The organism is Phytoactinopolyspora mesophila (assembly GCF_010122465.1).
In the GTDB taxonomy this organism is placed as follows: Bacteria; Actinomycetota; Actinomycetes; order Jiangellales; family Jiangellaceae; genus Phytoactinopolyspora; species Phytoactinopolyspora mesophila.
Genome location: NZ_WLZY01000001.1, coordinates 1,273,421 through 1,294,384, shown reverse-complemented (window position 1 = coordinate 1,294,384; position 20,964 = coordinate 1,273,421). Strand labels below are relative to the sequence as shown.

Genomic DNA, 20,964 nt, shown 5'->3' with positions numbered 1-20,964 from the left:
GACACACCGGACTGGACAAGGTGGCCCGGGCCTATCTGGACCACCTGGCCGTCGAGCGCGGACTGGCCGCCAACACACTGGCGTCTTACCGGCGCGACCTGCGCCGATACGTACAGTTCCTGGTCGCGCTGGGGCGCGTCGAGCCGACCGACGTGGTCGAGGCCGACGTCACGGCGTTCCTGCGCAGTCTCCGTGAGGGCGACGACGCATACCCGGCCCTGAGCGCTAGCTCGGCCGCTCGAACCGTCGTCGCCGTGCGCGGCCTGCATCGCTTCCTATGCCGCGAAGGGATCACGGACGTAGACCCTGCCGGCGCGGTCCGCCCGCCCACTCCGCCTCGCCGGTTGCCAAAGGCGATCCCGCTGGCGCAGGTTGAACAGCTGCTGGCCGCCGCGTCGACGGGGGAGGGGCCGCGAGTTCTGCGGGACCGCGCGCTGCTGGAATTGCTGTACGGGTGTGGTGCGCGTATTTCCGAGGCGGTGGGGCTGGACCGTGACGACGTCGACCTCGAATCCGGCACGGTGACGCTGCGGGGCAAGGGCGGAAAGACGAGGATCGTGCCGATCGGCTCGTACGCGCAGGAGGCGGTGGAGGCCTACACCGTGCGAGGCCGCCCGGCGCTGCTTGCGTCGGGGCGTGGCACTCCGGCGTTGTTCCTGAACGCCCGCGGCGGTCGGCTTTCGCGGCAAAGCGCCTGGACGGTGCTGCGTACGGCCGCGGAACGCGCTGACCTCGGTGAGACGGTCTCGCCTCATACTTTGCGGCATTCGTTTGCCACTCATCTGCTCGACGGCGGCGCCGACGTCCGGGTGGTGCAGGAGCTTCTCGGCCACGCATCGGTGACGACGACCCAGGTGTACACGTTGGTGACAGTGGAACACCTGCGCGAGGTGTACGCCGCCGCGCATCCGCGTGCGCGTGACTCTTCCGGCTGAATTCGGGGCAAGCGTACCGCTACCGTTTTCGCTGCCTGGCTGCGCCATGCGTCGGTGATCGTTGCCGGATTTCTGGTGCTGCCCCGGCGTAAAACCCCAGGTGGATTGCGGCGGCAAGGGCGCGAAAGCGCTCACGATCACCGATCCGCGTAGCGGCGCAGGGTTTACGGTGGTGGGCATGGCGGAATCGACCTTCAGCGCTGTGCTCGTTACGGTCCCGGAGGCCGAACGAGTGGTACGGCGGCATCGGGAACGGTTCGACCCGGCGGCTTTGGCGGGGGTTCCGGCCCACGTCACCGTCATGTATCCGTTCGTGCCGCCCGGGCGCATCGACGACGACGTACTGGCCGCCGTCGCGGACGCGGTGGTCACGGTCCCGCGATTCCGAGCTGAATGGAGGACAACCAGCTGGTTCGGCGATCAGCTTCTCTGGGTGGCGCCCGAGCCGGCGTCGTCCTTCAACGCACTGACCACATCCGTGATGGACGCGTTCCCCGGCTACCTGCCCTACGAGGGGGAGCACGGGGATCCGGTCCCACACCTGACCGTGGGTGATCGCGGTTCGCAAGAGGAGCTTCGGGCTGCGGAGCGCGAGATCATGTCCCAACTGCCGTTCACGATGGATGTCACCGCTGTTCAGGTGATGTGCGGAGCGAACACTCCCGGCTCCTGGCACACGATCGCGGAGTTCCCGCTCGGGCCCGCTGGTTGACGTCGTGGTATCCGCGCCGTCACGGTTTGCGGGCTTGGATCAGGAACCGGTGATCGTGGACCGTGAAGCTCCCGGCGCGCTCGATGATGTCGTGGATCTCGCGTAGACGATCGCCTGGGGTCGCGACGTCGAACCCCGGCACCTGCCACGGCACGAGCCGTAACTGGTAGGCGACAGCACCGACATCCAGGTACCGGACCCGCGGAAACTCCTCGAGTGCGACCTCGACGACCAACCCAGCCGATTCGAGGGCCACCGTCACCGTGGTCAGCGAATGCGTGTCGGGATCGGCAGGCAACATGCCCAGCGCTTCGTTGAACTCGATGTCGTTGCGGCCGCCCACCTGCTGGGTGAGGAAGACACCGCCGGGCCGCAGTACCCGCGCGATCTCGGCGGCATCCAACGCGCCGTGCCGGTTGAGCACGAGATCCACGTGGGCGTCAGGCACCGGCAACGCCTCGGCGCGGCCCGGGCGCACATTCACGCCGAGGGGAGCGAGCCGCTTGGCCGCGACCGGCAGGTTGGGTGGGTAGGGTTCGGTGGCGATCGTCTGGGGCAGCGGCGCGAGGCTGGCCAGCAATTCGCCGCCACCGGTGTCGACGTCCAGGACGCTGCTTGCTCGTCGCAGAGCGTCGGCGGCGTGTGCGCGGTAGTCCCACGAGAGTTCGTCGGCGACGACGCGTCTTTCTCATGATCATTGGCTTTACGCCACCGCATACGGTGGTGAAACGCCAATGATCACGAGAGGATGGCGGCATGCAAAACGATCATGGAGACCCGGCGCAGGTTCTGAGCCGGCCCGAGGCCTCTGACGCCGTCAGTGGAATCGGGTGGCGCTACGTCCTCGGCCAGTTGCGCACGCACGTGCCGGTGCCGTCGTTGCGGCAAGCCGCCGATGTCGCTGCTCGGGTGGTTGCCGCCGCCGGTGCCGACGCGGACAATCACCTGACGCTGGACGTCCGGCCTCGCCGGGTCGTCGTCTCGTTGCAGACCCTGGACGTCGCCGCCGTCACCACCCGGGATTCGGCGCTCGCGCAACGGATCACAACCGCTATCGAGCAGGAGGGCCTGCGAACCGATCCGGACGTCGCGACTGCCGAGTCCCGCTCGGCCCAGGTCGTGGAGATCGCCATCGACGCACTCGACATCCCGGCGATCCGGCCGTTCTGGAAAGCGATCTTGGGCTACGTCGACGAGGCGGGCGCCACCGGGCCCAAGGACCCACTTGTCGATTCACTCGGGGCGGCTCCGGCCATCTGGTTCCAGCAGATGGACGTGGCGCGTCCGCAGCGCAACCGCATCCATCTCGATGTATCCGTTCCCCACGACGAGGCGCCGCGCCGGGTCCAGGCGGCGCTGGACGCCGGCGGAGTGCTCGTGTCATACGCCGCCGCCCCGGCCTTCTGGGTGCTGGCTGATGTCGAGGGCAACGAGGCGTGTGTCACTACATGGCAGGGTCGGGACTGAGCACGGCGTCGACCTCGATCTTGACGTCGTCGGCGAGTTTGAGCGCGCCGAGGAACGCCGAATACGGCTTGATGCCCCACTCGGTCTGCTTCACCATGGCGACGGCCCGCACCCGGCCGTCGTCGGCGACCGAGCCCTGGACGACGACATGACGTGCCGTGTCTCGGATGGTGAGTTCGCCACCGATGGTGAACGCGTCGAGGGCACCAGCGATGTCGGTCGAGCGAAACGTGATGATCGGATATTGATCGGTGTAGAGGACTTTGCTGCGGATGTTGTGTTTGATGTCCGCGCGATCAGAGTCGGTGAGCGGCTTGACACCCCCGGTTCCTTCCAGCACTTCGATGGTGTCAGCGCGCACGTCTACCTGCACGGACGACTGTTTCGGCTCGGCCGTGTTCACCACGACACTGCCCTGCCAGCCGGTTGGTTCGAGCGTGAGGTCGTGCCCGGCGCGGGCTCCCAGACCGGTGCGACCGGTCGTGATCAGCAGCCGGCCCGCGGCGGGCCCGATTTGGTACAAGCCGTCGGAGATCGCCATAGACCGAGGCTACGTGGCTTTCACGCGTGTGGGTACTAGCGCGCTCGGTTGCGCTCTGCGGAGGTGGGCAGCCGTTCGCCGCGCCGTCCACCCGAGGGTGGGCGCGCGGTGTGGCGATTGATAGCGCGATATACGGCAGAGATGACGGCCGCGCAGGCATCACTGACCGTAGGAGAACCTGAGGTCGGCGAAGAGTAAGACGTTGAGACGTCGCCGCAGATGACCGGCCTGGCTCTGGTCGGGCATCTCGCCCGGAGTGAGCAAGGTGAAGCGCAATGACGTCTCGGTCCCGACAGGGGTCAAAGCAAGGTGGATCTGATCATCCGGGCGGTGCGTCCAGAGCGACGACCAGACGACCCGCTCCGGCGCCTCAGCCTCCAGGACGCGTGGCTCGACCTCGTCGGGCAGCAGGTTCAGCCAGGGACGGGCCCCAGGCCGTCGTGGATGCGTCAACGAATCCCACACCGCGGGCGGTGGCGCCGGAAGTTTGCGGGCCTTGGAGCCGATCTCGATCACCTGGACACGATAGTCGCCTCGGGGAGAGCCGCGTTCAGCCGAGACGTTGTTCGAGCACCTGGCCGGTCCACGGCCCCTTCGGCACCTCGACGGTGAACGTGGCGGTCGCGGTGAATCCTTGCTGCTCATAGTACCGGACCAGCGCGCCGTCGTTCCCGGCGTAGCAGTCGACGCGCAGGAGGCCGAGCCCGCGTTCGGTAGCGATCTCGCGAGCGTGCCGCAGCATGCGCGCGCCGATCCCGAGCCCGGCGTGAGCACGATCGGTGATCAGCAGGTTGATGTAAAGCTCGGGCTCGGCGGCCGGTGGTATGTGCGCGGGAGCATCGCCGACGGCGAGCGCGCCGACTGGATCGGCGTCGTTCCAGGCGAGGTACAGCTCGCCCGCACGGGCCCACGTCGTCGTCCGATCCAGGTTGCGCTGCTCGGCCGACATCGGGGCCGTGCCCCATTGGTCTTCGCGGCCGTTGTCGACGAGCCAGCGGACCGCGCCATCGAGCATGGCGAGCACCGCCGGCACGTCGTCGACGGTGCCGGTCTTGATCACCATTGCGCGACCGGGTTCGTTCACGTGCCTATCATGCCTGCTGTACTGCGCGGCTGACGGTGCGGATCAACCGGAACGCCTCGGCGGAGCCGGGTACCGCTGGGCATAGCGGGTCGGAGATTCGCCGACGATGGCGGTGAAGTCGCGGGTGAAATGCGCTTGGTCGGCGTATCCGAGTTCGGCGGCGAGTTCGGACCAGTCGACGTCGATGCCCGCGTCCAGGCGCACGCTGACCTCATGTAGCCGGTAGCGGCGGATGACCCATTTCGGGCCGACGCCGACGTACTCGGCGAATAGACGCTGCAAACCGCGGACACTCATGTTCACTTGGTCGGCCAGCTGATCGACGCGAGTGATGTGTGGATCGTCGGCGATGTGCGCGACGACGGCTGCCGCAGTCTGCGCCGACGCGTCGTCGGCCGGCAGAATCGCGCGAAGGAATTCGTCCATGATGTGGCGCATCGCGGTCTCGTCTTCTGCCGCTGCCATGGCGGCCAGCGGTACGTCGGGACCCAATATTTCCTGAGCCGGTACCGACCGGCCGGTGAGTACCGAGACATCACTGATCGCGGAGGCGGAGGAGCGCAGGAACGGCCGGAAACAGCCCGGCCGGAACGCCGCGCCGAACACCCTGCCCGCGCCTTCCAAGACACGTACCACGTGCCCCCGGGTCACGCCGTGTACGGCCGCGGTGGTGTCGTTGAAGAAGGTCAGGTGCACGTTTGGGTACGGGACGACCAGTTGGCGATACGGAGGCTGGTCGCGCAGGTCCCAGGCGACGAACCAGTAGCGCTCGACGAACGGCGCGAGGTCCGGATGGGCGTCGGCGAACCAATGGCGCTGGAAGCCGGTCCAGGCGCCACCGACCTCCCGGACGTCGCGCTGGGCTCGAGCGCTCGGCATACCGGAAGGATAGCCGTCGCGTTTGTTCAAGACAGGCCCTGACGGTGCTGGATACCGTCGGTCCAATGACGCCCGTTCGAGGTCTAGGGGAGAATCTGATGCGAGGGCATGCACTCATGGAGGGGGCGGCGACGCCGGCCATCGCGGTCGTCCGCGGGATCGAAGCCGGTCAGCTCAGCGCACCGACACCGTGCAGCGAGTACGACGTACACAAGCTGCTCAACCACGTGCTGTTTTGGGGTCCGTCGCTGGAGAGCGCCGCACGTAAGGAAGTGTTCCCGCCGCCGGCCGACAGTGATCGTGACGTTGACCTGGTCGACGCAGGCTGGGCCGACACGTACGAGCGGCAGTCACGCCGGATCGCGGCATCGTGGAGCCAGCCGGAGGCATGGGAGGGCCTCACCCAGCTGGGCAGCCCGATGGATCTGCCCGCCTCGATGATCGGCGGCATGGTGATGGGGGAGTTCGTCGTGCACGGCTGGGATCTTGCTCGGGCGAGCGGTCAGCAGGTGATGTGGGACGACGACGTCCTGGCGTTTGTCTATCAGGAAGTGGAGAAGACCGCCGAGCAAGGCCGGGAGATGGGGGTGTACGCGGAGCGTGTGCCTGTGCCCGCCGATGCTCCCGTGCTCGACCAGATCCTCGGGCTGACGGGCCGTGACCCGACGTGGGCGCCAACCTGAGCGCGCACCCGTCGAGGGCGCGCTCGCGTCGAGGGCGCGCACCCGCCGTGCCGTGCTCCCTCGAGGGCGCGCACCCGCCGTGCCGTGCTCCCCGCACCCTCCCGCCCGCCCGCCTTCCCCGCACCACCGCCGCCCGCCCCTTTCGGGTGATCGTCAGTACGTTGTGGTCGTCATTCGGCAGGTCTCGGTGCTAATTGTCGGATTTGTGGAGCCACAACGTACTGACGATCACCCGAAAGGGGTGGGCGGGAGTGACAGGGGATTGCCGTGTCTCCACGATACGAGGGGAAGCCCAGTTGGGAGGCGGGCTGTGGGTTGGCTGTGGGGTGGGGCGTGCTGTTGAGCCGGACAGGAGGGCCGGGCCGATGAATTTTGCCGGTGGCTGTGGTCGGTACGGGTGACGAACACGACGACGGGAGCCCGTGATGACCACCGATGAACCAACCACCGAGCTGGACCGCCGCTACAGCGACGAGGACGCCGAGCCCGTCGCGTGGGCCGAGGCCCGCCGCGCCCTGGCGGAAGCCGAACTGTCCTGGATCTCGACCGTGCGCCCGGACGGCCGCCCGCACGTGACACCGCTGCTGACGGTCTGGGAAGACGGCGCCCTGCACTTCACTACCGGTCCCGAGGAGCGGAAATGCCGGAATTTGCAGGGCAACCCCCACGTTGTGCTGACGACGGGAACCAACACTCTGTACGGCGGTCTGGATTTGGTCGTCGAAGGCACGGCGGTGCGCGTGGCCGATGAGGAAACCCTGCACGGACTGGCCAAGGCCTGGGTGACCAAGTACGGCGAGACCTGGCGGTTCGACGTCGCAGACGGTGCGTTCCGCCACTCCGGCGGCACCGGTGAAGCATGGGTATTCAGGGTCGAGCCGCGCTCGGCGTTCGGATTCGGCAAGGCCCCCTACAGCCAGACCAGCTGGCGGTTCGCCGACATCACCGACAGTTGAGGATGCCGTCAGAGCGCCGCTTTTAGGATGGCGGCCGTGACGGAACCTCTTCTGCGTACAGAACGTATGGCGCTTCGGCAGGTGACCCGTTCCGATGTCGACCGGCTGGTCTTACTCAACAACGACGACGGCGTGATGCGGTATCTCGACTGGCGACCACCCACCCGGGAGCAGGTGGTGGCCGAGGTAGAAATCCTGCTGAAGGCGTACGAGGTGTACCCCCGGCACGGCCAGCTGATCGCCGAGCTTGCCGACAGCACGTTCGTCGGTTGGTTCAGCCTGGCTGTGGGCGCCGACGGTCCCGCGGCACCGGAGCTCGGGTACAGGTTGCGCACTGCGCATTGGGGCGCGGGCTTGGCCACCGAAGGAAGCCAGGCAATGATCAACTATGCGTTTGCCGAGCTGGAGGCCGAGCGCGTCGTTGCCGAGACCATGTTCGTCAATGCGGGATCACGGCGGGTCATGGAGAAATGCGGCATGCGCCACATCGAGACCTTCCACGTCGAGTTCGACAACCCCCTGCCTGGCACCGAATTGGGCGAGGTGCGCTACCAGATCACTCGGGAGGAGTGGCTCGTGGCGCGCACCTCTCGGTGATCGTCAGTGCGTTGTGGTTCCACAAATGCGACATTTAGCACCGAGATTCGTGGGATAGCGACCACAACGCACTGACGATCACCGGGGAAGGTCTTGCGGGTGCTCGCCGCGCGGGTGAGGTTGGTCGGGCTGACCAGGGCGGATTTGGCTTGGTCGGATCTGGCTGGCTCGGATTTGGCTTGGGCGGATTTGGCTTGGTCGGATCTGGCTGGCTCGGACCTGGCTGGTTCGGATCTGGCTCGGGCGGACCTGGCCGCGCCGAATCTCCGCGGGCTGGAGCGTTCGGGGTGGCCGCGGCGGGGTGAAACCGCGCGTGCTCGTGACCGGCGGTGTGGGACGGGATTGGCGGCGGGGCAGCGAGGCCCGTTGCATGCGGCTGGGCCTGATCCCCGCGTTTCCAAGGTCCGGACGCCGGCTGGGCCGGATCCGTGCGTTTCTGATGGCAGCGGGTCGCGGCAGGCCCCGCCGAATACGGGTATTGCGCAGGCGCATGGCCCACCAGCCAGCGGGCGAGTGGCCACCACCAGCCGGGCGGCTCTGGGGAACGATATAGACGAACCCCCGGCCCGGCCGGTTGCGCAGGACGACCCGGGCACTGAGCCGTCCACGCCGGGCCAGCAGCACGCCGATCACGACAGCGCCGATCAGTGGCCCCGCTCCACACGCCGCCATGGCCACCTGCGGCCCGAACGTCGAGGCCACGGCGCCGATCAGCACTCCGGACAGTGCTTGCGCACCGAGGAGGACGACGATGTACAGCGCCATCACCCTCCCGCGCATGGTTGGCGCCGAGGTGGACTGCACCAAGGCGTTGCTCGAGGTCAGGTACATCAAGATCGCCATGCCGACGGCGACGAGAACGGCGGCGAACAAGACCTGATGCCCCATGGTGGCGGCGGTGATCTCGAGCGCCCCGATCGCGGCGGCTCCGAACACGAGCTGGCGTAGCCGTGCGCTGCGCTGCGTGGTAGCCAGCGAACCGGCGATGGCGCCGAGCGCCACCATGGCACTGAGCATGCCGTAACCACCGGCACCGGATTCGAAGACCTCGTCGGCGTAGGCGGTCAGCACAGTGGCGAGATTGACACCGCTGATCGCGACGAAGCCGACCAGCACGGTGGGCCACAGCAGCCGGGGATGGCGTCGCACACCGGCCAGACCTTCACGCAACTGCCCCCGACCACGCGCCACGGCGGGCGCGGCATTCAGCTCACGGGGGCGCATCAACACCAGCAGGCCGACCGCCACCATGCATGCACCGGCATTGGCGACGAACGACAGCCCTTCGCCGACGAGTTCGATCGCGACGGCCGCGAGCATCGGGCCGATCAGCGCACCGAGCTGGAAGACCGAGGCGTTGAGCGAGATCGCGGCCCGCAGGTGCTTGAGCCCGACCAGTTCGGGGACGAAGGACTGTCGGGCCGGATTGTCGACGACGGTGGTCAGCCCGAGCGTCGCCGCCATCGCGAGCACGTGCCATGGCTGTACGACGCCGGTCAGCGTCAGGATGCCCAGGGTCAGGGCGACGACGCCCATCATCGACTGGGTGATCATCAGGATGCGCCGCTTGTCGTAGCGGTCGGCGATGATGCCGCCGAAGAGGCCGAAGGCGAGGATAGGGGAGAACTGGAGCGCGACCGTCAGCCCGACCATCGCGACGTCCCCGGTCAGGGTGAGCATCAGCCAGTCTTGGGCGATGCGTTGCATCCAGCCGCAGCTGTTGGTCAGGATCTGCGACGACACATAGAGGCGGTAGTTGCGGATCCGGAACGCGGAGAAGGCGGCGCGGATCGAGGAGCGCTTTCGCGGGGATTGCGCCTGTTCGGGTGAAGGCGCGGACTCGCTGTCGGGCGATGAAGTTGTAGGGGCAGGGCTGGATTCGGCATCGGCCGTGGTCACAGTGGTTCCTGGGAATGTTTCGAATGGGTAGGTCTCTTCTACGTTAGTGTCGGCGCCAGAATTCGCAAAACAAATTGCTACTATTAATGTCATTGCGATTCGTAATGAGTTGCGCGTCACATCTCCCGGCACGCTTGGTGGTTCTCGTGTTCGATCCGGTCCATCTCCGGACATTTCTGGCCGTTGCCCAGACGCTGAGCTTCACCGGCGCGGCGGCGCAGATCGGCATCAGCCAGCCGACGGTCAGCCAGCACGTCCGCCGGCTCGAGGAGAGCGTCGGTCGTCAGTTGCTCAGCCGCGACACCCGGACGGTCACGTTGACCGACAACGGCCAGGCGATGGCCGGCTTCGCCCGCACCATTCTCGCCGCGCATGATGAAGCCGCTAGCTACTTCAACGGCTCGGCGATGCAAGGCAGGCTCCGCTTCGGCGCCGCCGACGATCTCGCCATCGCTCAGCTGCCGCGCGTCTTGCGTGACTTCCGCCAGCTGCATCCTCGGCTCAACCTCGAGCTCACCGTGACGCAGACCGCAGCGCTGCAGCGCAGGCTGGCGGCCGATCAGCTGGACCTGATCTTCATCAAGGAGCCGCCCGGCGAGACGGAAGGATGGCTGGTCCGGCGGGACCGCCTGGTGTGGATCGGGGTACCCGGCACTCAACTGGCGGCGGGCGAGCCGATTCCACTGATCACCTACGCGACTCAAAGCCTGAGCCGTGCCACCGCGGTGCGGGTGCTCGCCGACGCCGGCCGGAGCTGGCGGGTGACATGCAAGACGCGTCAGGTCAACGGCGTGCTGGCCGCGGTGCGTGCGGGCATCGGCATCGCCGTCTTTCCCTCCAGCTTGATTCCGCGCGACATCGAGGCCCTGCCAGCGTCTTTGGGTCTGCCGGAGCTCGGCGACATCGATATCACGCTGGTGGCCAACCCGCGCGCGCCGCGCAAACCGGTCGAAGCGTTGATCGAGGCGATCATGGGCGGCTCAGCCGTCACCCGGCCGTCGTCGTGAAGCGGTATCGTCGTAGTCCACCAGGTTATGGTCGCCGAACCGGTACTCAGGTGCCAGCTATTAGTTGGTCCGGCGCCGGGTGTCACGACGTCAGTCCGGCATGGCTCCGCTGGTGAGGTTGATCGCGGTCGCGGTGACACCGCGCGCGTGGTCGGAGGCGAGGTAGACGGCGCTCGCCCCCGCCTCGGCGAGTGTCGGCAGCCTGCCGAGCATGGTGTCCGCTTCCAACGCCTCGACCATCTCCTGAACCGAGTCGTCAGTGACGGTATCCGCGACGGCCACGGTGGCGCCGTCGGAGTAGTTGTAGATCGACGTGTAGTCCGCCGCGCCAAGAATCGACTCGTGGAAGCCGCCGGTGCGCAACCATGCCACCCGGATACCGTGACTGCCGAGTTCGCACGCCCACTGCCGGTACAGCCCTTCGAGCACGTTCCAGGCCACCATAGTGGCGCCGAGTTCAGGGCTGGGCGCACCGTACCCCGTGCAGGTCATGATGACGCCGGATCGTTGCGAGGCCATGTGCCGGGCATTGGCGCGCACGGTCAGGAAATGTGACCGCATCGCGTCATTGACCGGTTGGGTTGCGTGAGAAACCGGCATGTCGATCAAGAGTGCGCCCTGGACGTCGCCGAAGGTGACGGCGTTGAACGCGATGTCTATCCGGCCGGCGCTGGCAGCGACGTCGTCGGCATGCTGGTCGACTGCTTCCTCGTCAAGCGTGTCTAACACGGCCACATGTGCCTTGCCTCCGGCGTCGGTGATGGCGGCAGCCACCTTCTCCAGCTTGGCCGAGGTTCGCCCTGCCAGGAAGACGCGCGCGCCTTCGGCCGCGAACGACCTGGCCACGGCCCCGCCCACGAAGCCGCCGCCGCCGTACACCACGGCCACCTTGTCGTTGAGCAACACTGATCTCACTCCTTCTGGATCGATCTCTGCGCCTTGATAGTGCCGAGGCTCGAAAACCTCACCCTTACTGACCATGTCAGTGGGCCGAATTCATCGGCCCGCCTGATGATCATGAACACTAGTTGACCAATACGGTCACCTAGTGTTCATGATCATGGGGAGCTGGGGCGGGGAGGTGGAGCTGGTACCGGACACCGGGACGACCGTCGGCGATGATGTCTTCGACGGCGGTGAAGCCGCTACCCTCGAGCACGGCCTTGGACGCCGGGTTGTCATGGGTGGTGACGGCGGTGAGGGTGACCAGCTCATATGTCTCAGCGGCCAGCCTGCATACCTCTCGGACGGCTGCCTTCGCCACGCCTTTGCCGCTGGCGCTTTCGGCGATCCGGTAGCCCAGTTCGGCCGTGCCGCCGGCGACGTCCACCAGGTTGACCCGGCCCACGACGACGTCGTCCTCGTCGAGTACGAGGTGGAAGTGGATCGAGCCAGTGTCCTGCTCGTCGAGGAGCGCATGATGGCGGGCGCTGAACTCGGCGAAATACGCATCCCCGCGATCCGGCACTGACCTGGCGAAGTACGCCCGGTTTTCTTGCTCGAAGGTCAGCAGCGCTTGTGCGTGATCTGGGCGGAGCCGTTCGAGTCGCATAGTGCCGTCAGCATACTTACCCCATGATCATGAACACTAAGCAACCGTATCGGTCAATAAGTCTTCATGATCATGGGTTGCTGGTTGCCAACCTGGGGTCGGCGACGTGGTGATCAATCCAATTGACCAGTTCGACGACGCGTTGCGCCAGATCAGCACCGAGCGGGGTCAGGCTGTACGACACCTGGGGCGGAACGGCCGGTGTGACCTCCCGGCCGATGAAGCCATCTGACACCAGCGTGCGAAGCGTCTGGCTCAGCATCTTCTCGCTCACCCCGGTGACGCGGCGGCGGAGCTCGCTGAAACGCATCGGCCCTTGGGAGAGTGCGGCCAGGACGAGCACACCCCAGCGGCTCGTCACGTGGTCGAGGATGGTCCGGGCTGGGCAGTTGATGTCGAATACGTCACCTTTACCGAACTTCAGGCCGTCGATGACCTCTCTGCTCACATTCGCTCCCGGTGCTTACCTCAAGGTACGTACTTACCACGAGTGAGTTTGCAGTATACGGTCGGTTTCGTCAAAGCAGTGCCGCCCTGGCACCCCGCTTGATAGTTACATCGAACTCGAGATTGGAACCGTTGAACATGATCGTTGTCACTGGTGTCACCGGGAATCTGGGCAGGCTCGCCGCCGAGGATCTGCTCGCCAGAGTCCCGGCCGCTGACGTCGCCGTCGTCGCCCGTAACCCCGCGGCAGCCAAGAGCTTTGCCGATCGCGGTGTTGAAGTCCGGCACGGAGATTACGACGACCCCAGCACCCTCGGGACCGCGTTCGCGGGGGCGAACCGTCTGTTGTTCGTCTCCGGGTCCGACATCACGCCCGGCGTCCGCGCGCGCCAGCATCAGGCGGTGGTCGATGCCGCGGTAGACGCCGGCGTCGGGCACGTGGTCTACACGAGCGCCATCACCGCGCCGGACGCCCAAGGGTTCCTGGCCGACCACACCATCACCGAGGCCGCGCTGCGCGATTCCGGCCTGACCCACACGCTGCTGCGCAACTCCTTCTACCACCACTACTTCGTCAACCCCGGGCTGGCCGCTGCCGTGGACGCCGGTGAGCTGACGGCTCCAGTCATCGGGCACCCGCTGGTCACGGCCACGATCGAGGATCTGGCCCTGGCTGCCAGCCTCGTCCTGACCGGCGACGGCCATGAAGACGCCGCCTACGAGCTGCGGGGTGTCCCGTGGACGTATGAGGAGCTGGCAAAGACGCTGAGTGAGGTCAGCGGACGTCCGGTTCGGTATCGCGAGCTCACCGACGACGAGGTCGATCCACAAACCGCTTTCACGCTGCCGTTCCTCCGGCAACTGGAATTCGGTGAGCCGACCAAGGACCTCGAGAACCTGCTCGGGCGCCCGCCTTCGAGCCTGGCCGACACCGTGCGGCGCGCGCTCGACGCCTAGCCGACCACCGATGATCATGAACACTTTGTGACCAATACGGTCACCTAGTGTTCATGATCATCGGGAGCTGGGGTGCAGGGACTCGGCGATCTCATCCAGGATCGCGGGATCGTCGATGGTCGGCGGCGGCGTGTACTCCTCACCGTCGGCGATCTTGCGCATCGTCGCCCGCAGGATCTTCCCGGAGCGGGTCTTGGGCAATCGGGGCACGACGGTGGCCGTCTTGAACGCGGCGACGGCGCCGATCCGGTCGCGCACCATCTGGACCACCTCCGCGGCGATCTCGCCGTGCGGGCGCTCCACCCCGGCCTTGAGCACCAGGAGCCCGACCGGAAGCTGACCTTTGAGTTCGTCGGCTGCGCCGATCACCGCACACTCGGCGACGTCAGGATGCGTGGCCAAGACCTCCTCGATGGCGCCCGTGGACAGCCGGTGCCCGGCGACATTGATGATGTCGTCAGTGCGCGCCATCACGAACACGTGGCCGTCGTCGTCGATGTAGCCGGCGTCGGCGGTTTGGTAGTAACCAGGAAACGCGGACAGGTAGGTTTCGCGGAACCGCTCGTCGGCGTTCCACAGCGTCGGAGCCGCACCAGGTGGCATCGGTAGCCGCACGGTCAAGGCGCCGGTCTGGCCACGTGGCAGCTCGCGGCCTTGATCGTCCAGCACCCGCACGTCCCAGCCCGGGACCGGGCGGCCAGGGGAGCCGGGCACCACTGGCAGATGTTCTATGCCGAGGCAGGTCGCGGCGATCGCCCAGCCGGTCTCCGTCTGCCACCAGTGGTCGACGACGGGTATCCGCAGCTTCTCTTCAGCCCAGCGCAGTGTTTCGGGATCGCATCGTTCACCGGCCAGGAACAGCGCGCGAAGATTCGCCAGGTCATAGCGGTCGATGTGGGTCCCCTCAGGGTCTTGCTGGCGGATGGCACGAAACGCCGTGGGAGCGGTGAACATCACTTGAACGCCGTGTTCGGCGGCTACTCGCCAGAACGCGCCGGCGTCGGGTGTGCCCACCGGCTTGCCTTCGTACAGGACGGTGGTGGCTCCGGCCAGCAGCGGAGCGTAGACGATGTAGGAGTGCCCGACGACCCACCCGACGTCGGAGGCGGTCCAGAAGACCTCGCCGGGCTCTATCCCATACACGTTGCGCATCGACCAGTTCAGCGCGACGGCATGCCCGCCGTTGTCGCGCACGATCCCCTTGGGCTGGCCCGTCGTTCCCGACGTGTACAGGATGTACAGCGGATCGGTGGCCGCTACTGGCACGCAGTCCGCCGGACCGACGCCCGCGAGCGCGTCGTCCCAGGCGATGTCGCGTGTCGGATCGAGATCAGCGGTCAGCTGCGGGCGCTGGAGGATGATGCAACGGCGGGGTTTCTCCGTTACGAGGTCCAGGGCATCGTCGAGCAACGGCTTGTAGGCCACCGTTCGGGTCGGCTCGATGCCACAGGACGCCGACACAACGACGACGGGCCGGGCGTCCTCGATCCGCTTGGCCAGCTCATTGGCGGCGAAACCGCCGAACACCACTGAGTGGATCGCTCCAAGCCGGGCGCACGCCAGCATGGCGACGACTGCTTCGGGCACCATCGGCATGTAGATCACCACTCGATCGCCGTGCCCGACGCCCTGGGCGGCCAGCGCACCGGCGAACAACGCCACCGCGTCCCGCAGCTCCACGTATGTATAGGTGGTCGAGGTGCCGGTGACGGGGGAGTCGTAGATCAGCGCGGGCTGATCGGCGCGCCCGCCCTCGACATGCCGGTCGAGCGCGTTGTAGCAGGTGTTCAGCCGGCCTCCGGTGAACCAGCGGTAGAAGGGCGCATTGGTGGCGTCGAGCACCCGGTCCCAGGGCCGGTCCCAGTCGATTCCGGCTGCCGCCTCCGCCCAGAAGTCTTCCGGATCCCGCATAGAGCGCCGATACACGTCGTTGTAGCTCGGCTCCGTCGCCATGTGCCCGATACCCCTTCCCGATCGTCAGCCCTGAACGCCGCCGCTCACGCGGCAGGTCGTCGCTGTGTGCGGTACTGCCTTAGGTATGTACCCATCACCGTAAGCCGCATCATTCGCAACTCGATAGATCTACCGACATCGTGGTGGTTATAGCCACCACAACGTCGGTAGATCCCGCTCAGGCCGGCCGTTTGCCGACCCGAGAGGCTGTAACACGTGCGACATCTGCCTGTGTGAAACTCGCCGTTATGTCGGTTTCCATCGCGACTGAATCTCCGTTGCAGGACGACGTGCGCCGGCTGATCGCCGGGCTGAACGAGCACCTGCTGCCTCTGTCGCCCGTCGAGTTCCAGTTCGGCATGACCGTCGAGCAAATGACCGGTGCGGACACCATCGTCTTCGTCGCCCGGAACGAGGCCGGCGAGGCTGTCGGCTGTGGCGCCCTCAAAGTGCATCCCAGCGGGCTGGGCGAGGTCAAACGCATGTTCACCGTTCCGGAGGTACGTGGTGCCCGAGTGGGGTCGCAGATCCTCGATGTGATCATCGAGCGGGCCCGCGCCGAAGGGCTCACCTGCCTGATGCTGGAGACCGGCGTCGGCCCCGGATTCGCCGGTGCGTGGCGGCTGTACCAGCGCAAGGGCTTCGTATCTCGAGGGCCGTTTCTGGATTATCCGGACAGCGGCTGGTCGGCTTTCTTCGAGCTTGGGCTGACCAGCCGGGTATCCGCGTCTGAGAGCCCGTCCATGTGAAGGTCTCGCACCGGGGGCTGGTACGTAGATTATTTGGCGTTGTGCGCCGGTTGTTAAGGTGCGGAAGTGCAGATTCGTGAGTTCGCCGAGGCCGATTGGCCACAGGTTTGGCCGATCATCCGTGAAGTTGTTCAGGCAGCGGAAACGTATCCGTACGACCCCGCCATGACCCCCGCCGAGGCGTACGAGACCTGGATCGAACAGCCACCGGCGCTGACCGTCGTCGCCGCGGACGGCGACCGGATTCTGGGCACCGGCAAGATGGGAACCAACCGGCCCGGACCTGGCTCGCATGTGTCGACGGCCAGCTTCATGGTGGCCTCCGACGCCCGGGGGAAAGGTATCGGCGGAGCGCTGTGCCGGTTCGCGCTGGACTGGGCCCGTGAACACGGATACGCCGGCATGCAGTTCAATGCCGTGGTCGAATCGAACCACTCAGCGATCACGCTCTACGAGCGGCTGGGCTTCAGCATCGTCGGGACGGTGCCAGGTGCCTTTGCGCATCCGACCCTGGGCCGGGTGGGGTTGCACGTCATGTACTGCCCCTTCTCCTAGGCCGCGCCGAGTCTGCGGGCTCCGCCCTGGGGAACCGCGGTGTTCGCCGCCCAGGGGTGTCGAACCCCAGTTGACCGGAGTAATGTCGTGTACGAGGAGTGCGCCTGGCTCTGAGGAGCCAGGGCAGACGAGCTGGCCGTCCGGTTGGTAGATGCGACTGGCCGCCAGCGCGTGCCGTCCGGGTGATCTGCCGGCCACGTCGGCCGATACGACCCAGCACTCGGTCTCGCGAGCACGCTCCGCGAGCGCGTTGTCGGTTGGCTCGCGCCATCGAGTGGCATTCGACGTGCTCATGTCGTTGTTCAGGGGGCAGAGCAGCAATTTCGCCCCGCTGGCGGCCAGGCGACTGGCTGGCGCGGTACGAGTGGCATCGGCGCAGATGACGATTCCGCACGGGATTCCCGCCACGGTGAAGACAGGTGACCCGTCGCCAGCGGTAATCCCCGGCTCTCGCGCGTGGATCTTGCGCGCCACCGTGATGACGCGGCCACTTCGTAAGACAGCCGCAGAGCTGTGCAGGTCGGTTTTGGCGTTCTCGGTAAACCCGATGACAATCGTCAAGTCCGGCGAGGCGTCGGCAGTGTAGTTGGTGAGATCGTTGGCGACGATGGCCCGCTCTGCCGCGGCCACGCCGGTGTGCGGTAGTCCACCGACGGCGAACTCGGCGGTCACCAGCAGGTCCACATCCTGGCGCGCACACGTCAAGAGCATCGACGTCCACACTCGACCGACTTTGATGCCGGAAACGTCCGGCTGGTAGATCGCGACGCGCACTTCGCAAGCGTAGACACAAATCGGCTTGAGCTGGCAGTCTGCCGCGCAATCTTTCGGTTTCCTTGAGTTTCAAGGAGTCAAGTCTGATTTGCATAGTACTGGCGACGAGTGTGTTGCGTACGTTGTCAGTGGTGGGCGGTAATGTTTAGCACATGAGTTCGGACAATTTGCGGGAGATGGTCGCGGCTGCTCAGGTGCATGCGGTGGCGGATCTTCGCGGGTTGTCCGATGCGGAGGTCACCGAGCAGTTGACGGCGCTGCGGAAGCTGGCTGATGTGGCCGAGGCGGCGTATCTGTCGCGGCTGCGTACCTTTGATCGTCGGCGGATATCAGAGCAGGGGTCGCGGTTATCCACGCGTGCCTGGGTGCGGCACGAGTTGAAGGTTGCTCCGGGTGAAACGGCCCGGGTGTTGAAGGTTGCCAAGCGGTTGGTGGATCTGCCGGTGGTGGAGGCGGCGTTGATGGCCGGGGAGATTCGCTTGCCGCATGCGGCGGCGATCGCTGACGCCGCGACGCTGTTGGGCGCCGATGTGCTCGCTGGGTGCCAGGACGCACTGGTGGAGGCGGCGAAGGCGGATGAGCCGGGCCGGTTGCGGGCGGCGTTGCGGGGTCTGGGCGCCGCGGTGGACAGCAAGGCCGCGGTGAAGCGGGCGGAGAAGCGTGACGAGGGCCGCTGGTTGGATTTGGCGTCCACGTTCGACGGTGCGGTGTCGATCAGCGGGGTGTTGCCGGGCGGGGATGAGTCTGGAGCCATCGTGGCTGCGGCGATTGACGCCTTAGCGAAACCGTCGGGTGCAGAGGATGAGCGCTCTCCGGCGCAGCGGCGCGCGGATGCGTTGGTGGAGTTGTGCCGGCGCCAGCTCAACGGCGGCGACCTGCCTTCGCAGGGTGGGGAGCCGGCGCATGTCACAGTGGTGACGGATCTGGACACGCTTGAGGCCCGCGCCGGCGGGATGGGTGAGCTTGGTGACGGGTCGATTCTGCGTGGGGAGACGGTGCGCCGCCTGGCGTGTGATGCGAAGATCAGTCGGATTATCACCGGGGCGGGGTCGCAGCCGTTGGATGTGGGCCGCTCCCAGCGCACGGTCACTCCGGCACAGCGCAAAGCGTTGCGGGTGCGGGACAAGGGGTGCCGGTTTCCCGGGTGTGATCGCCCGGTCGAGTGGACCGATGCGCATCATTTGACAGCGTGGGCCCGACGCGGCGCGACCGATCTGGACAACATGATCTTGTTGTGTCGTAAGCATCACACCGCGGTGCATGAAGGTGGGTGGAGTATCCTTCGCATCGAGGGTGCGCGGTTCGTGTTCATCGATCCCCATGGGTGCCCGCGGCGTGAGGACCCACCGGTGTCAACCACCGACGTGGTTATCCGGCTGGCGGAGGTGTTCGACGGTGGTCGATCACCCAGAGCCGGACCCAGCGATGAGCACACCCACGTCTCCGTTGAGCCCGACGCGGCCGAGGAACCCGACGCTGCCTGAACAAACCACGGGTAATGAAATTCGATCGCGTATGCCGAGGTCCAGGTCGTATGGTCGCGGAGAAGATCAACGTGTTTTGTGCAGAGGAGCGGCATGGTGGCGTCCAACGTCGAATACGGTGACGCCTCGGTCGCATTGCCCAACGAGATCTTGCGGTCGGTGGTCGGCTCGGGCGTGCACGGGATTGCCCTCGCCGGCACCGACGATCACGACGAGATGGGCGTGTACGTAGAGCCACCGGAGCTTGTCCTCGGTATCGCGTCGGCGCGGGAAGATTATGTGTGGCGGACCCAGCCGGAAGGTGTTCGGTCCGGACACGGCGACACCGATCTGATCCTGTACTCGTTGCGCAAGTACATCCGGCTGGCGGTCAAAGGCAACCCGACCGCGTTGCTGCCGTTGTACGCGCCGGAACGTGACTTGGTCACTGTCACGGATCTCGGGCGCGAGCTGCGTGAGATGCGGGCCTTGTTCTTGTCGCGGCAAGCTGTCGAGCGGTTCCTCGGCTATATGCGCTCGCAGCACACGCGGATGATGGGCTCGGTCCAGCAGAACAAGGTGCCCAACAGGCCCGAACTCGTCGAGAGATACGGGTGGGACGTGAAATACGGCAGCCATGCTCTCCGGCTGGCACTTCAGGGCCACGAAATCGCGCGTGAAGGCCACCTGACGCTGCCTCTTCCTGAGGAACAGCGTCAGCGGGTGCTGTCTGTGAAGCGCGGTGAGGTTGCTCGGGAGGAGGTATCCGGCCAGATCACCGAGTTGGAGATCGAGGTGCGCCGTCTCCTTGACGACGGTGACACCCCGTTACCCGAGACCGCCGACGTTTCCCGGATCTCCGCGTGGGCGGTTGATGCGCAGCGCCGCCACTGGGGCTGGGCTTAACCTCGCCAGCGATTACAAGGTCGCCAGCCGCATCCGCGCGTCGAGATGTGCGACGGCGGTCGGGTCGCCGTCGACGGAAAGCGCCCGGTCCGGGCCACGGCCCCACAGCCAAAGATAGAGGGCTTCGGCCTCACCGGTCAGGGACGCGTCGACCGGCTCGTCGGGCGACCGTTCGACGTGGACAACGACGGCCATCGGTTCCATCACCACGCGCCAGGCCACGTCGCCGCACCGAACGCGGACAATGGCCGGCGGCAGGTCGCGGTACGGCTCGTCACTCCAGTCCTCGGCCAGCATCAAGCGCAGGACCTCGTCGACACCGTCGAGTGCCAGCGCGGCGTCGACCGGAGTGACGTCGTCGTGGGCGAGCTCGGCATCGACTCGATGGATGGCGCTCTCCTGCGCCATCCGGCGGCCCCAGAAGCCGACGGTGCGCTCGTCCCACCACCATGTCTCGGCGAACTCTAGGGGATCGCGGCTGGTCAGTTCGGTGAGCAGGTCCTCGGTGGCGCGCTTGAAGTAGTCCAGGGCCGGCTCGTCGTCGCGCTCCGGGGGCCACGGGTCGGGGAATGCCTTCTCTTGCATACAGGCGATCTTGTGCCGGTAGGTCTCGGCGGTGTGCTCGACGAGGTCGCGCACCGTCCAGCCGGGGCACGAGGGAACGGCGACTTCCAAACCCCGCTGTGCCACCGCGGCGATCCGGGCGGCATCTGAACGGATGTGCTCGATGTAGGTGTCGTGGCTCAGTCTCATGACGGCGATGGTGTCACCAGTGTTACCCGACTGCACCCGAGTTTCCTGACCGGTGATGTCGATCCGGCCGGTAGCCGTTCGTGTCAGTGATGAAC

Annotated in this window: 23 protein-coding genes and 2 pseudogenes; 13 read left to right on the top strand and 12 right to left on the bottom strand. The window is 66.4% G+C overall.

The features are described from left to right. Positions 1-11 precede the first annotated feature (11 nt). On the top strand, positions 12-935 hold the full coding sequence (gene xerD, locus F7O44_RS05910; RefSeq protein ID WP_162449388.1) for a site-specific tyrosine recombinase XerD: 924 nt from the start codon (positions 12-14) through the stop codon (positions 933-935). Positions 936-1,113: 178 nt separating this feature from the next. Further along, positions 1,114-1,647 carry a 2'-5' RNA ligase family protein gene (locus F7O44_RS05905; protein ID WP_162449155.1) on the top strand — a complete coding sequence of 178 codons (534 nt, stop codon included), beginning with the start codon at positions 1,114-1,116 and terminating at the stop codon, positions 1,645-1,647. 19 nt (positions 1,648-1,666) lie between these two features. Here F7O44_RS05905 and F7O44_RS05900 read toward each other — a convergent pair whose 3' ends face one another. Next, on the bottom strand, positions 1,667-2,254 hold the full coding sequence (locus F7O44_RS05900) for a class I SAM-dependent methyltransferase (RefSeq protein ID WP_281353450.1): 588 nt from the start codon (positions 2,252-2,254) through the stop codon (positions 1,667-1,669). A 149-nt stretch (positions 2,255-2,403) separates the two neighbouring features. On the opposite strand from F7O44_RS05900, the gene F7O44_RS05895 reads away from it, so the two are divergent. Next, entirely contained in the window at positions 2,404-3,114 is a 711-nt protein-coding gene (locus tag F7O44_RS05895; protein WP_162449153.1) for a VOC family protein, read from the top strand. On the opposite strand, the gene F7O44_RS05890 is transcribed toward F7O44_RS05895, so the two are convergent. The 4 genes from F7O44_RS05890 to F7O44_RS05875 all read right to left on the bottom strand — a co-directional run bounded on the left by F7O44_RS05890 (position 3,092) and on the right by F7O44_RS05875 (position 5,618). Beyond that, positions 3,092-3,655, bottom strand: coding sequence for a YceI family protein (locus tag F7O44_RS05890; protein WP_162449152.1), 564 nt, complete (start codon positions 3,653-3,655; stop codon positions 3,092-3,094). The genes F7O44_RS05895 and F7O44_RS05890 overlap by 23 nt on opposite strands. A 159-nt stretch (positions 3,656-3,814) precedes the next feature. Further along, positions 3,815-4,171, bottom strand: coding sequence for an SRPBCC family protein (locus tag F7O44_RS05885; protein ID WP_162449151.1), 357 nt, complete (start codon positions 4,169-4,171; stop codon positions 3,815-3,817). 34 nt (positions 4,172-4,205) lie between these two features. Then, positions 4,206-4,739: a GNAT family N-acetyltransferase gene (locus tag F7O44_RS05880; protein ID WP_222851103.1), complete on the bottom strand. Its 534-nt coding sequence runs from the start codon at positions 4,737-4,739 to the stop codon at positions 4,206-4,208. A gap of 42 nt (positions 4,740-4,781) precedes the next feature. After that, entirely contained in the window at positions 4,782-5,618 is an 837-nt protein-coding gene (locus tag F7O44_RS05875; protein WP_162449150.1) for a helix-turn-helix domain-containing protein, read from the bottom strand. Between the two features lie 65 nt (positions 5,619-5,683). Here F7O44_RS05875 and F7O44_RS05870 point away from each other — a divergent pair, with 65 nt between their 5' ends. The 4 genes and pseudogenes from F7O44_RS05870 to F7O44_RS32265 all read left to right on the top strand — a co-directional run. Continuing rightward, positions 5,684-6,301, top strand: coding sequence for a TIGR03086 family metal-binding protein (locus tag F7O44_RS05870; protein WP_222851102.1), 618 nt, complete (start codon positions 5,684-5,686; stop codon positions 6,299-6,301). Positions 6,302-6,726: 425 nt separating this feature from the next. Beyond that, positions 6,727-7,257: a pyridoxamine 5'-phosphate oxidase family protein gene (locus F7O44_RS05865; protein ID WP_162449149.1), complete on the top strand. Its 531-nt coding sequence runs from the start codon at positions 6,727-6,729 to the stop codon at positions 7,255-7,257. A gap of 36 nt (positions 7,258-7,293) precedes the next feature. Next, the gene (locus tag F7O44_RS05860; RefSeq protein WP_222851101.1) at positions 7,294-7,854 is read left to right on the top strand and encodes a GNAT family N-acetyltransferase; all 561 of its coding nucleotides are present in this window, start codon (positions 7,294-7,296) and stop codon (positions 7,852-7,854) included. Between the two features lie 99 nt (positions 7,855-7,953). After that, positions 7,954-8,085, top strand: a pseudogene (locus F7O44_RS32265) (pentapeptide repeat-containing protein); the annotation flags it as partial. A 408-nt stretch (positions 8,086-8,493) separates the two neighbouring features. On the opposite strand, the pseudogene F7O44_RS05850 reads toward F7O44_RS32265, so the two are convergent. Continuing rightward, positions 8,494-9,846: pseudogene (locus tag F7O44_RS05850) on the bottom strand (MFS transporter); the annotation flags it as partial. A 53-nt stretch (positions 9,847-9,899) separates the two neighbouring features. Between F7O44_RS05850 and F7O44_RS05845 the strand changes: the two are divergent. Beyond that, on the top strand, positions 9,900-10,760 hold the full coding sequence (locus F7O44_RS05845) for a LysR substrate-binding domain-containing protein (protein WP_162449147.1): 861 nt from the start codon (positions 9,900-9,902) through the stop codon (positions 10,758-10,760). A gap of 90 nt (positions 10,761-10,850) precedes the next feature. Here F7O44_RS05845 and F7O44_RS05840 read toward each other — a convergent pair whose 3' ends face one another. From F7O44_RS05840 to F7O44_RS05830, 3 genes are all read right to left on the bottom strand, one after another. Next, entirely contained in the window at positions 10,851-11,666 is an 816-nt protein-coding gene (locus F7O44_RS05840) for an SDR family oxidoreductase (RefSeq protein WP_162449146.1), read from the bottom strand. A gap of 139 nt (positions 11,667-11,805) precedes the next feature. Then, complete coding sequence (locus tag F7O44_RS05835; protein ID WP_162449145.1) at positions 11,806-12,312, bottom strand: GNAT family N-acetyltransferase; 507 nt, start codon at positions 12,310-12,312, stop codon at positions 11,806-11,808. A gap of 70 nt (positions 12,313-12,382) precedes the next feature. Then, the gene (locus tag F7O44_RS05830; RefSeq protein ID WP_162449144.1) at positions 12,383-12,760 is read right to left on the bottom strand and encodes a winged helix-turn-helix transcriptional regulator; all 378 of its coding nucleotides are present in this window, start codon (positions 12,758-12,760) and stop codon (positions 12,383-12,385) included. Positions 12,761-12,897: 137 nt separating this feature from the next. Between F7O44_RS05830 and F7O44_RS05825 the strand changes: the two genes are divergently transcribed. Next, positions 12,898-13,716: an NmrA family NAD(P)-binding protein gene (locus F7O44_RS05825; protein ID WP_246220829.1), complete on the top strand. Its 819-nt coding sequence runs from the start codon at positions 12,898-12,900 to the stop codon at positions 13,714-13,716. Positions 13,717-13,773: 57 nt separating this feature from the next. Here F7O44_RS05825 and F7O44_RS05820 read toward each other — a convergent pair whose 3' ends face one another. Next, entirely contained in the window at positions 13,774-15,669 is a 1,896-nt protein-coding gene (locus F7O44_RS05820; protein WP_162449142.1) for a propionyl-CoA synthetase, read from the bottom strand. 248 nt (positions 15,670-15,917) lie between these two features. On the opposite strand from F7O44_RS05820, the gene F7O44_RS05815 reads away from it, so the two are divergent. Continuing rightward, positions 15,918-16,418 (top strand): GNAT family N-acetyltransferase, encoded by a 501-nt coding sequence (locus tag F7O44_RS05815; protein WP_162449141.1) that lies wholly within the window; start codon positions 15,918-15,920, stop codon positions 16,416-16,418. 66 nt (positions 16,419-16,484) lie between these two features. Further along, on the top strand, positions 16,485-16,973 hold the full coding sequence (locus F7O44_RS05810; protein ID WP_162449140.1) for a GNAT family N-acetyltransferase: 489 nt from the start codon (positions 16,485-16,487) through the stop codon (positions 16,971-16,973). Here the strand turns inward: F7O44_RS05810 and F7O44_RS05805 are convergent. Then, positions 16,854-17,747 (bottom strand): nitrilase-related carbon-nitrogen hydrolase, encoded by an 894-nt coding sequence (locus tag F7O44_RS05805; protein ID WP_162449139.1) that lies wholly within the window; start codon positions 17,745-17,747, stop codon positions 16,854-16,856. The genes F7O44_RS05810 and F7O44_RS05805 overlap by 120 nt on opposite strands. 152 nt (positions 17,748-17,899) lie before the next feature. Between F7O44_RS05805 and F7O44_RS05800 the strand changes: the two genes are divergently transcribed. Together F7O44_RS05800 and F7O44_RS05795 are read left to right on the top strand one after the other, a co-directional pair. After that, a complete protein-coding gene (locus F7O44_RS05800) occupies positions 17,900-19,231 on the top strand; it encodes an HNH endonuclease signature motif containing protein (protein ID WP_162449138.1) in 1,332 nt (443 codons plus the stop codon). 93 nt (positions 19,232-19,324) lie between these two features. Continuing rightward, positions 19,325-20,116, top strand: coding sequence for a nucleotidyltransferase domain-containing protein (locus F7O44_RS05795; protein ID WP_162449137.1), 792 nt, complete (start codon positions 19,325-19,327; stop codon positions 20,114-20,116). Positions 20,117-20,128: 12 nt separating this feature from the next. Here the strand turns inward: F7O44_RS05795 and F7O44_RS05790 are convergent, their stop codons facing one another. Beyond that, positions 20,129-20,869 carry a maleylpyruvate isomerase family mycothiol-dependent enzyme gene (locus F7O44_RS05790; protein ID WP_162449136.1) on the bottom strand — a complete coding sequence of 247 codons (741 nt, stop codon included), beginning with the start codon at positions 20,867-20,869 and terminating at the stop codon, positions 20,129-20,131. Positions 20,870-20,964 lie beyond the last annotated feature (95 nt).

What these genes read in the sequence shown, in the direction of transcription:
- F7O44_RS05905 (WP_162449155.1), top strand. Translation starts at nt 1,114, where the DNA reads ATGGCGGAATCGACCTTCAGCGCTGTGCTCGTTACGGTCCCGGAGGCC.
- F7O44_RS05895 (WP_162449153.1), top strand. Translation starts at nt 2,404, where the DNA reads ATGCAAAACGATCATGGAGACCCGGCGCAGGTTCTGAGCCGGCCCGAG.
- F7O44_RS05890 (WP_162449152.1), bottom strand. Translation starts at nt 3,655, where the DNA reads ATGGCGATCTCCGACGGCTTGTACCAAATCGGGCCCGCCGCGGGCCGG.
- F7O44_RS05875 (WP_162449150.1), bottom strand. Translation starts at nt 5,618, where the DNA reads ATGCCGAGCGCTCGAGCCCAGCGCGACGTCCGGGAGGTCGGTGGCGCC.
- F7O44_RS05870 (WP_222851102.1), top strand. Translation starts at nt 5,684, where the DNA reads ATGACGCCCGTTCGAGGTCTAGGGGAGAATCTGATGCGAGGGCATGCA.
- F7O44_RS05865 (WP_162449149.1), top strand. Translation starts at nt 6,727, where the DNA reads ATGACCACCGATGAACCAACCACCGAGCTGGACCGCCGCTACAGCGAC.
- F7O44_RS05835 (WP_162449145.1), bottom strand. Translation starts at nt 12,312, where the DNA reads ATGCGACTCGAACGGCTCCGCCCAGATCACGCACAAGCGCTGCTGACC.
- F7O44_RS05825 (WP_246220829.1), top strand. Translation starts at nt 12,898, where the DNA reads ATGATCGTTGTCACTGGTGTCACCGGGAATCTGGGCAGGCTCGCCGCC.
- F7O44_RS05820 (WP_162449142.1), bottom strand. Translation starts at nt 15,669, where the DNA reads ATGGCGACGGAGCCGAGCTACAACGACGTGTATCGGCGCTCTATGCGG.
- F7O44_RS05815 (WP_162449141.1), top strand. Translation starts at nt 15,918, where the DNA reads ATGTCGGTTTCCATCGCGACTGAATCTCCGTTGCAGGACGACGTGCGC.
- F7O44_RS05800 (WP_162449138.1), top strand. Translation starts at nt 17,900, where the DNA reads ATGAGTTCGGACAATTTGCGGGAGATGGTCGCGGCTGCTCAGGTGCAT.
- F7O44_RS05795 (WP_162449137.1), top strand. Translation starts at nt 19,325, where the DNA reads ATGGTGGCGTCCAACGTCGAATACGGTGACGCCTCGGTCGCATTGCCC.
- F7O44_RS05790 (WP_162449136.1), bottom strand. Translation starts at nt 20,869, where the DNA reads ATGAGACTGAGCCACGACACCTACATCGAGCACATCCGTTCAGATGCC.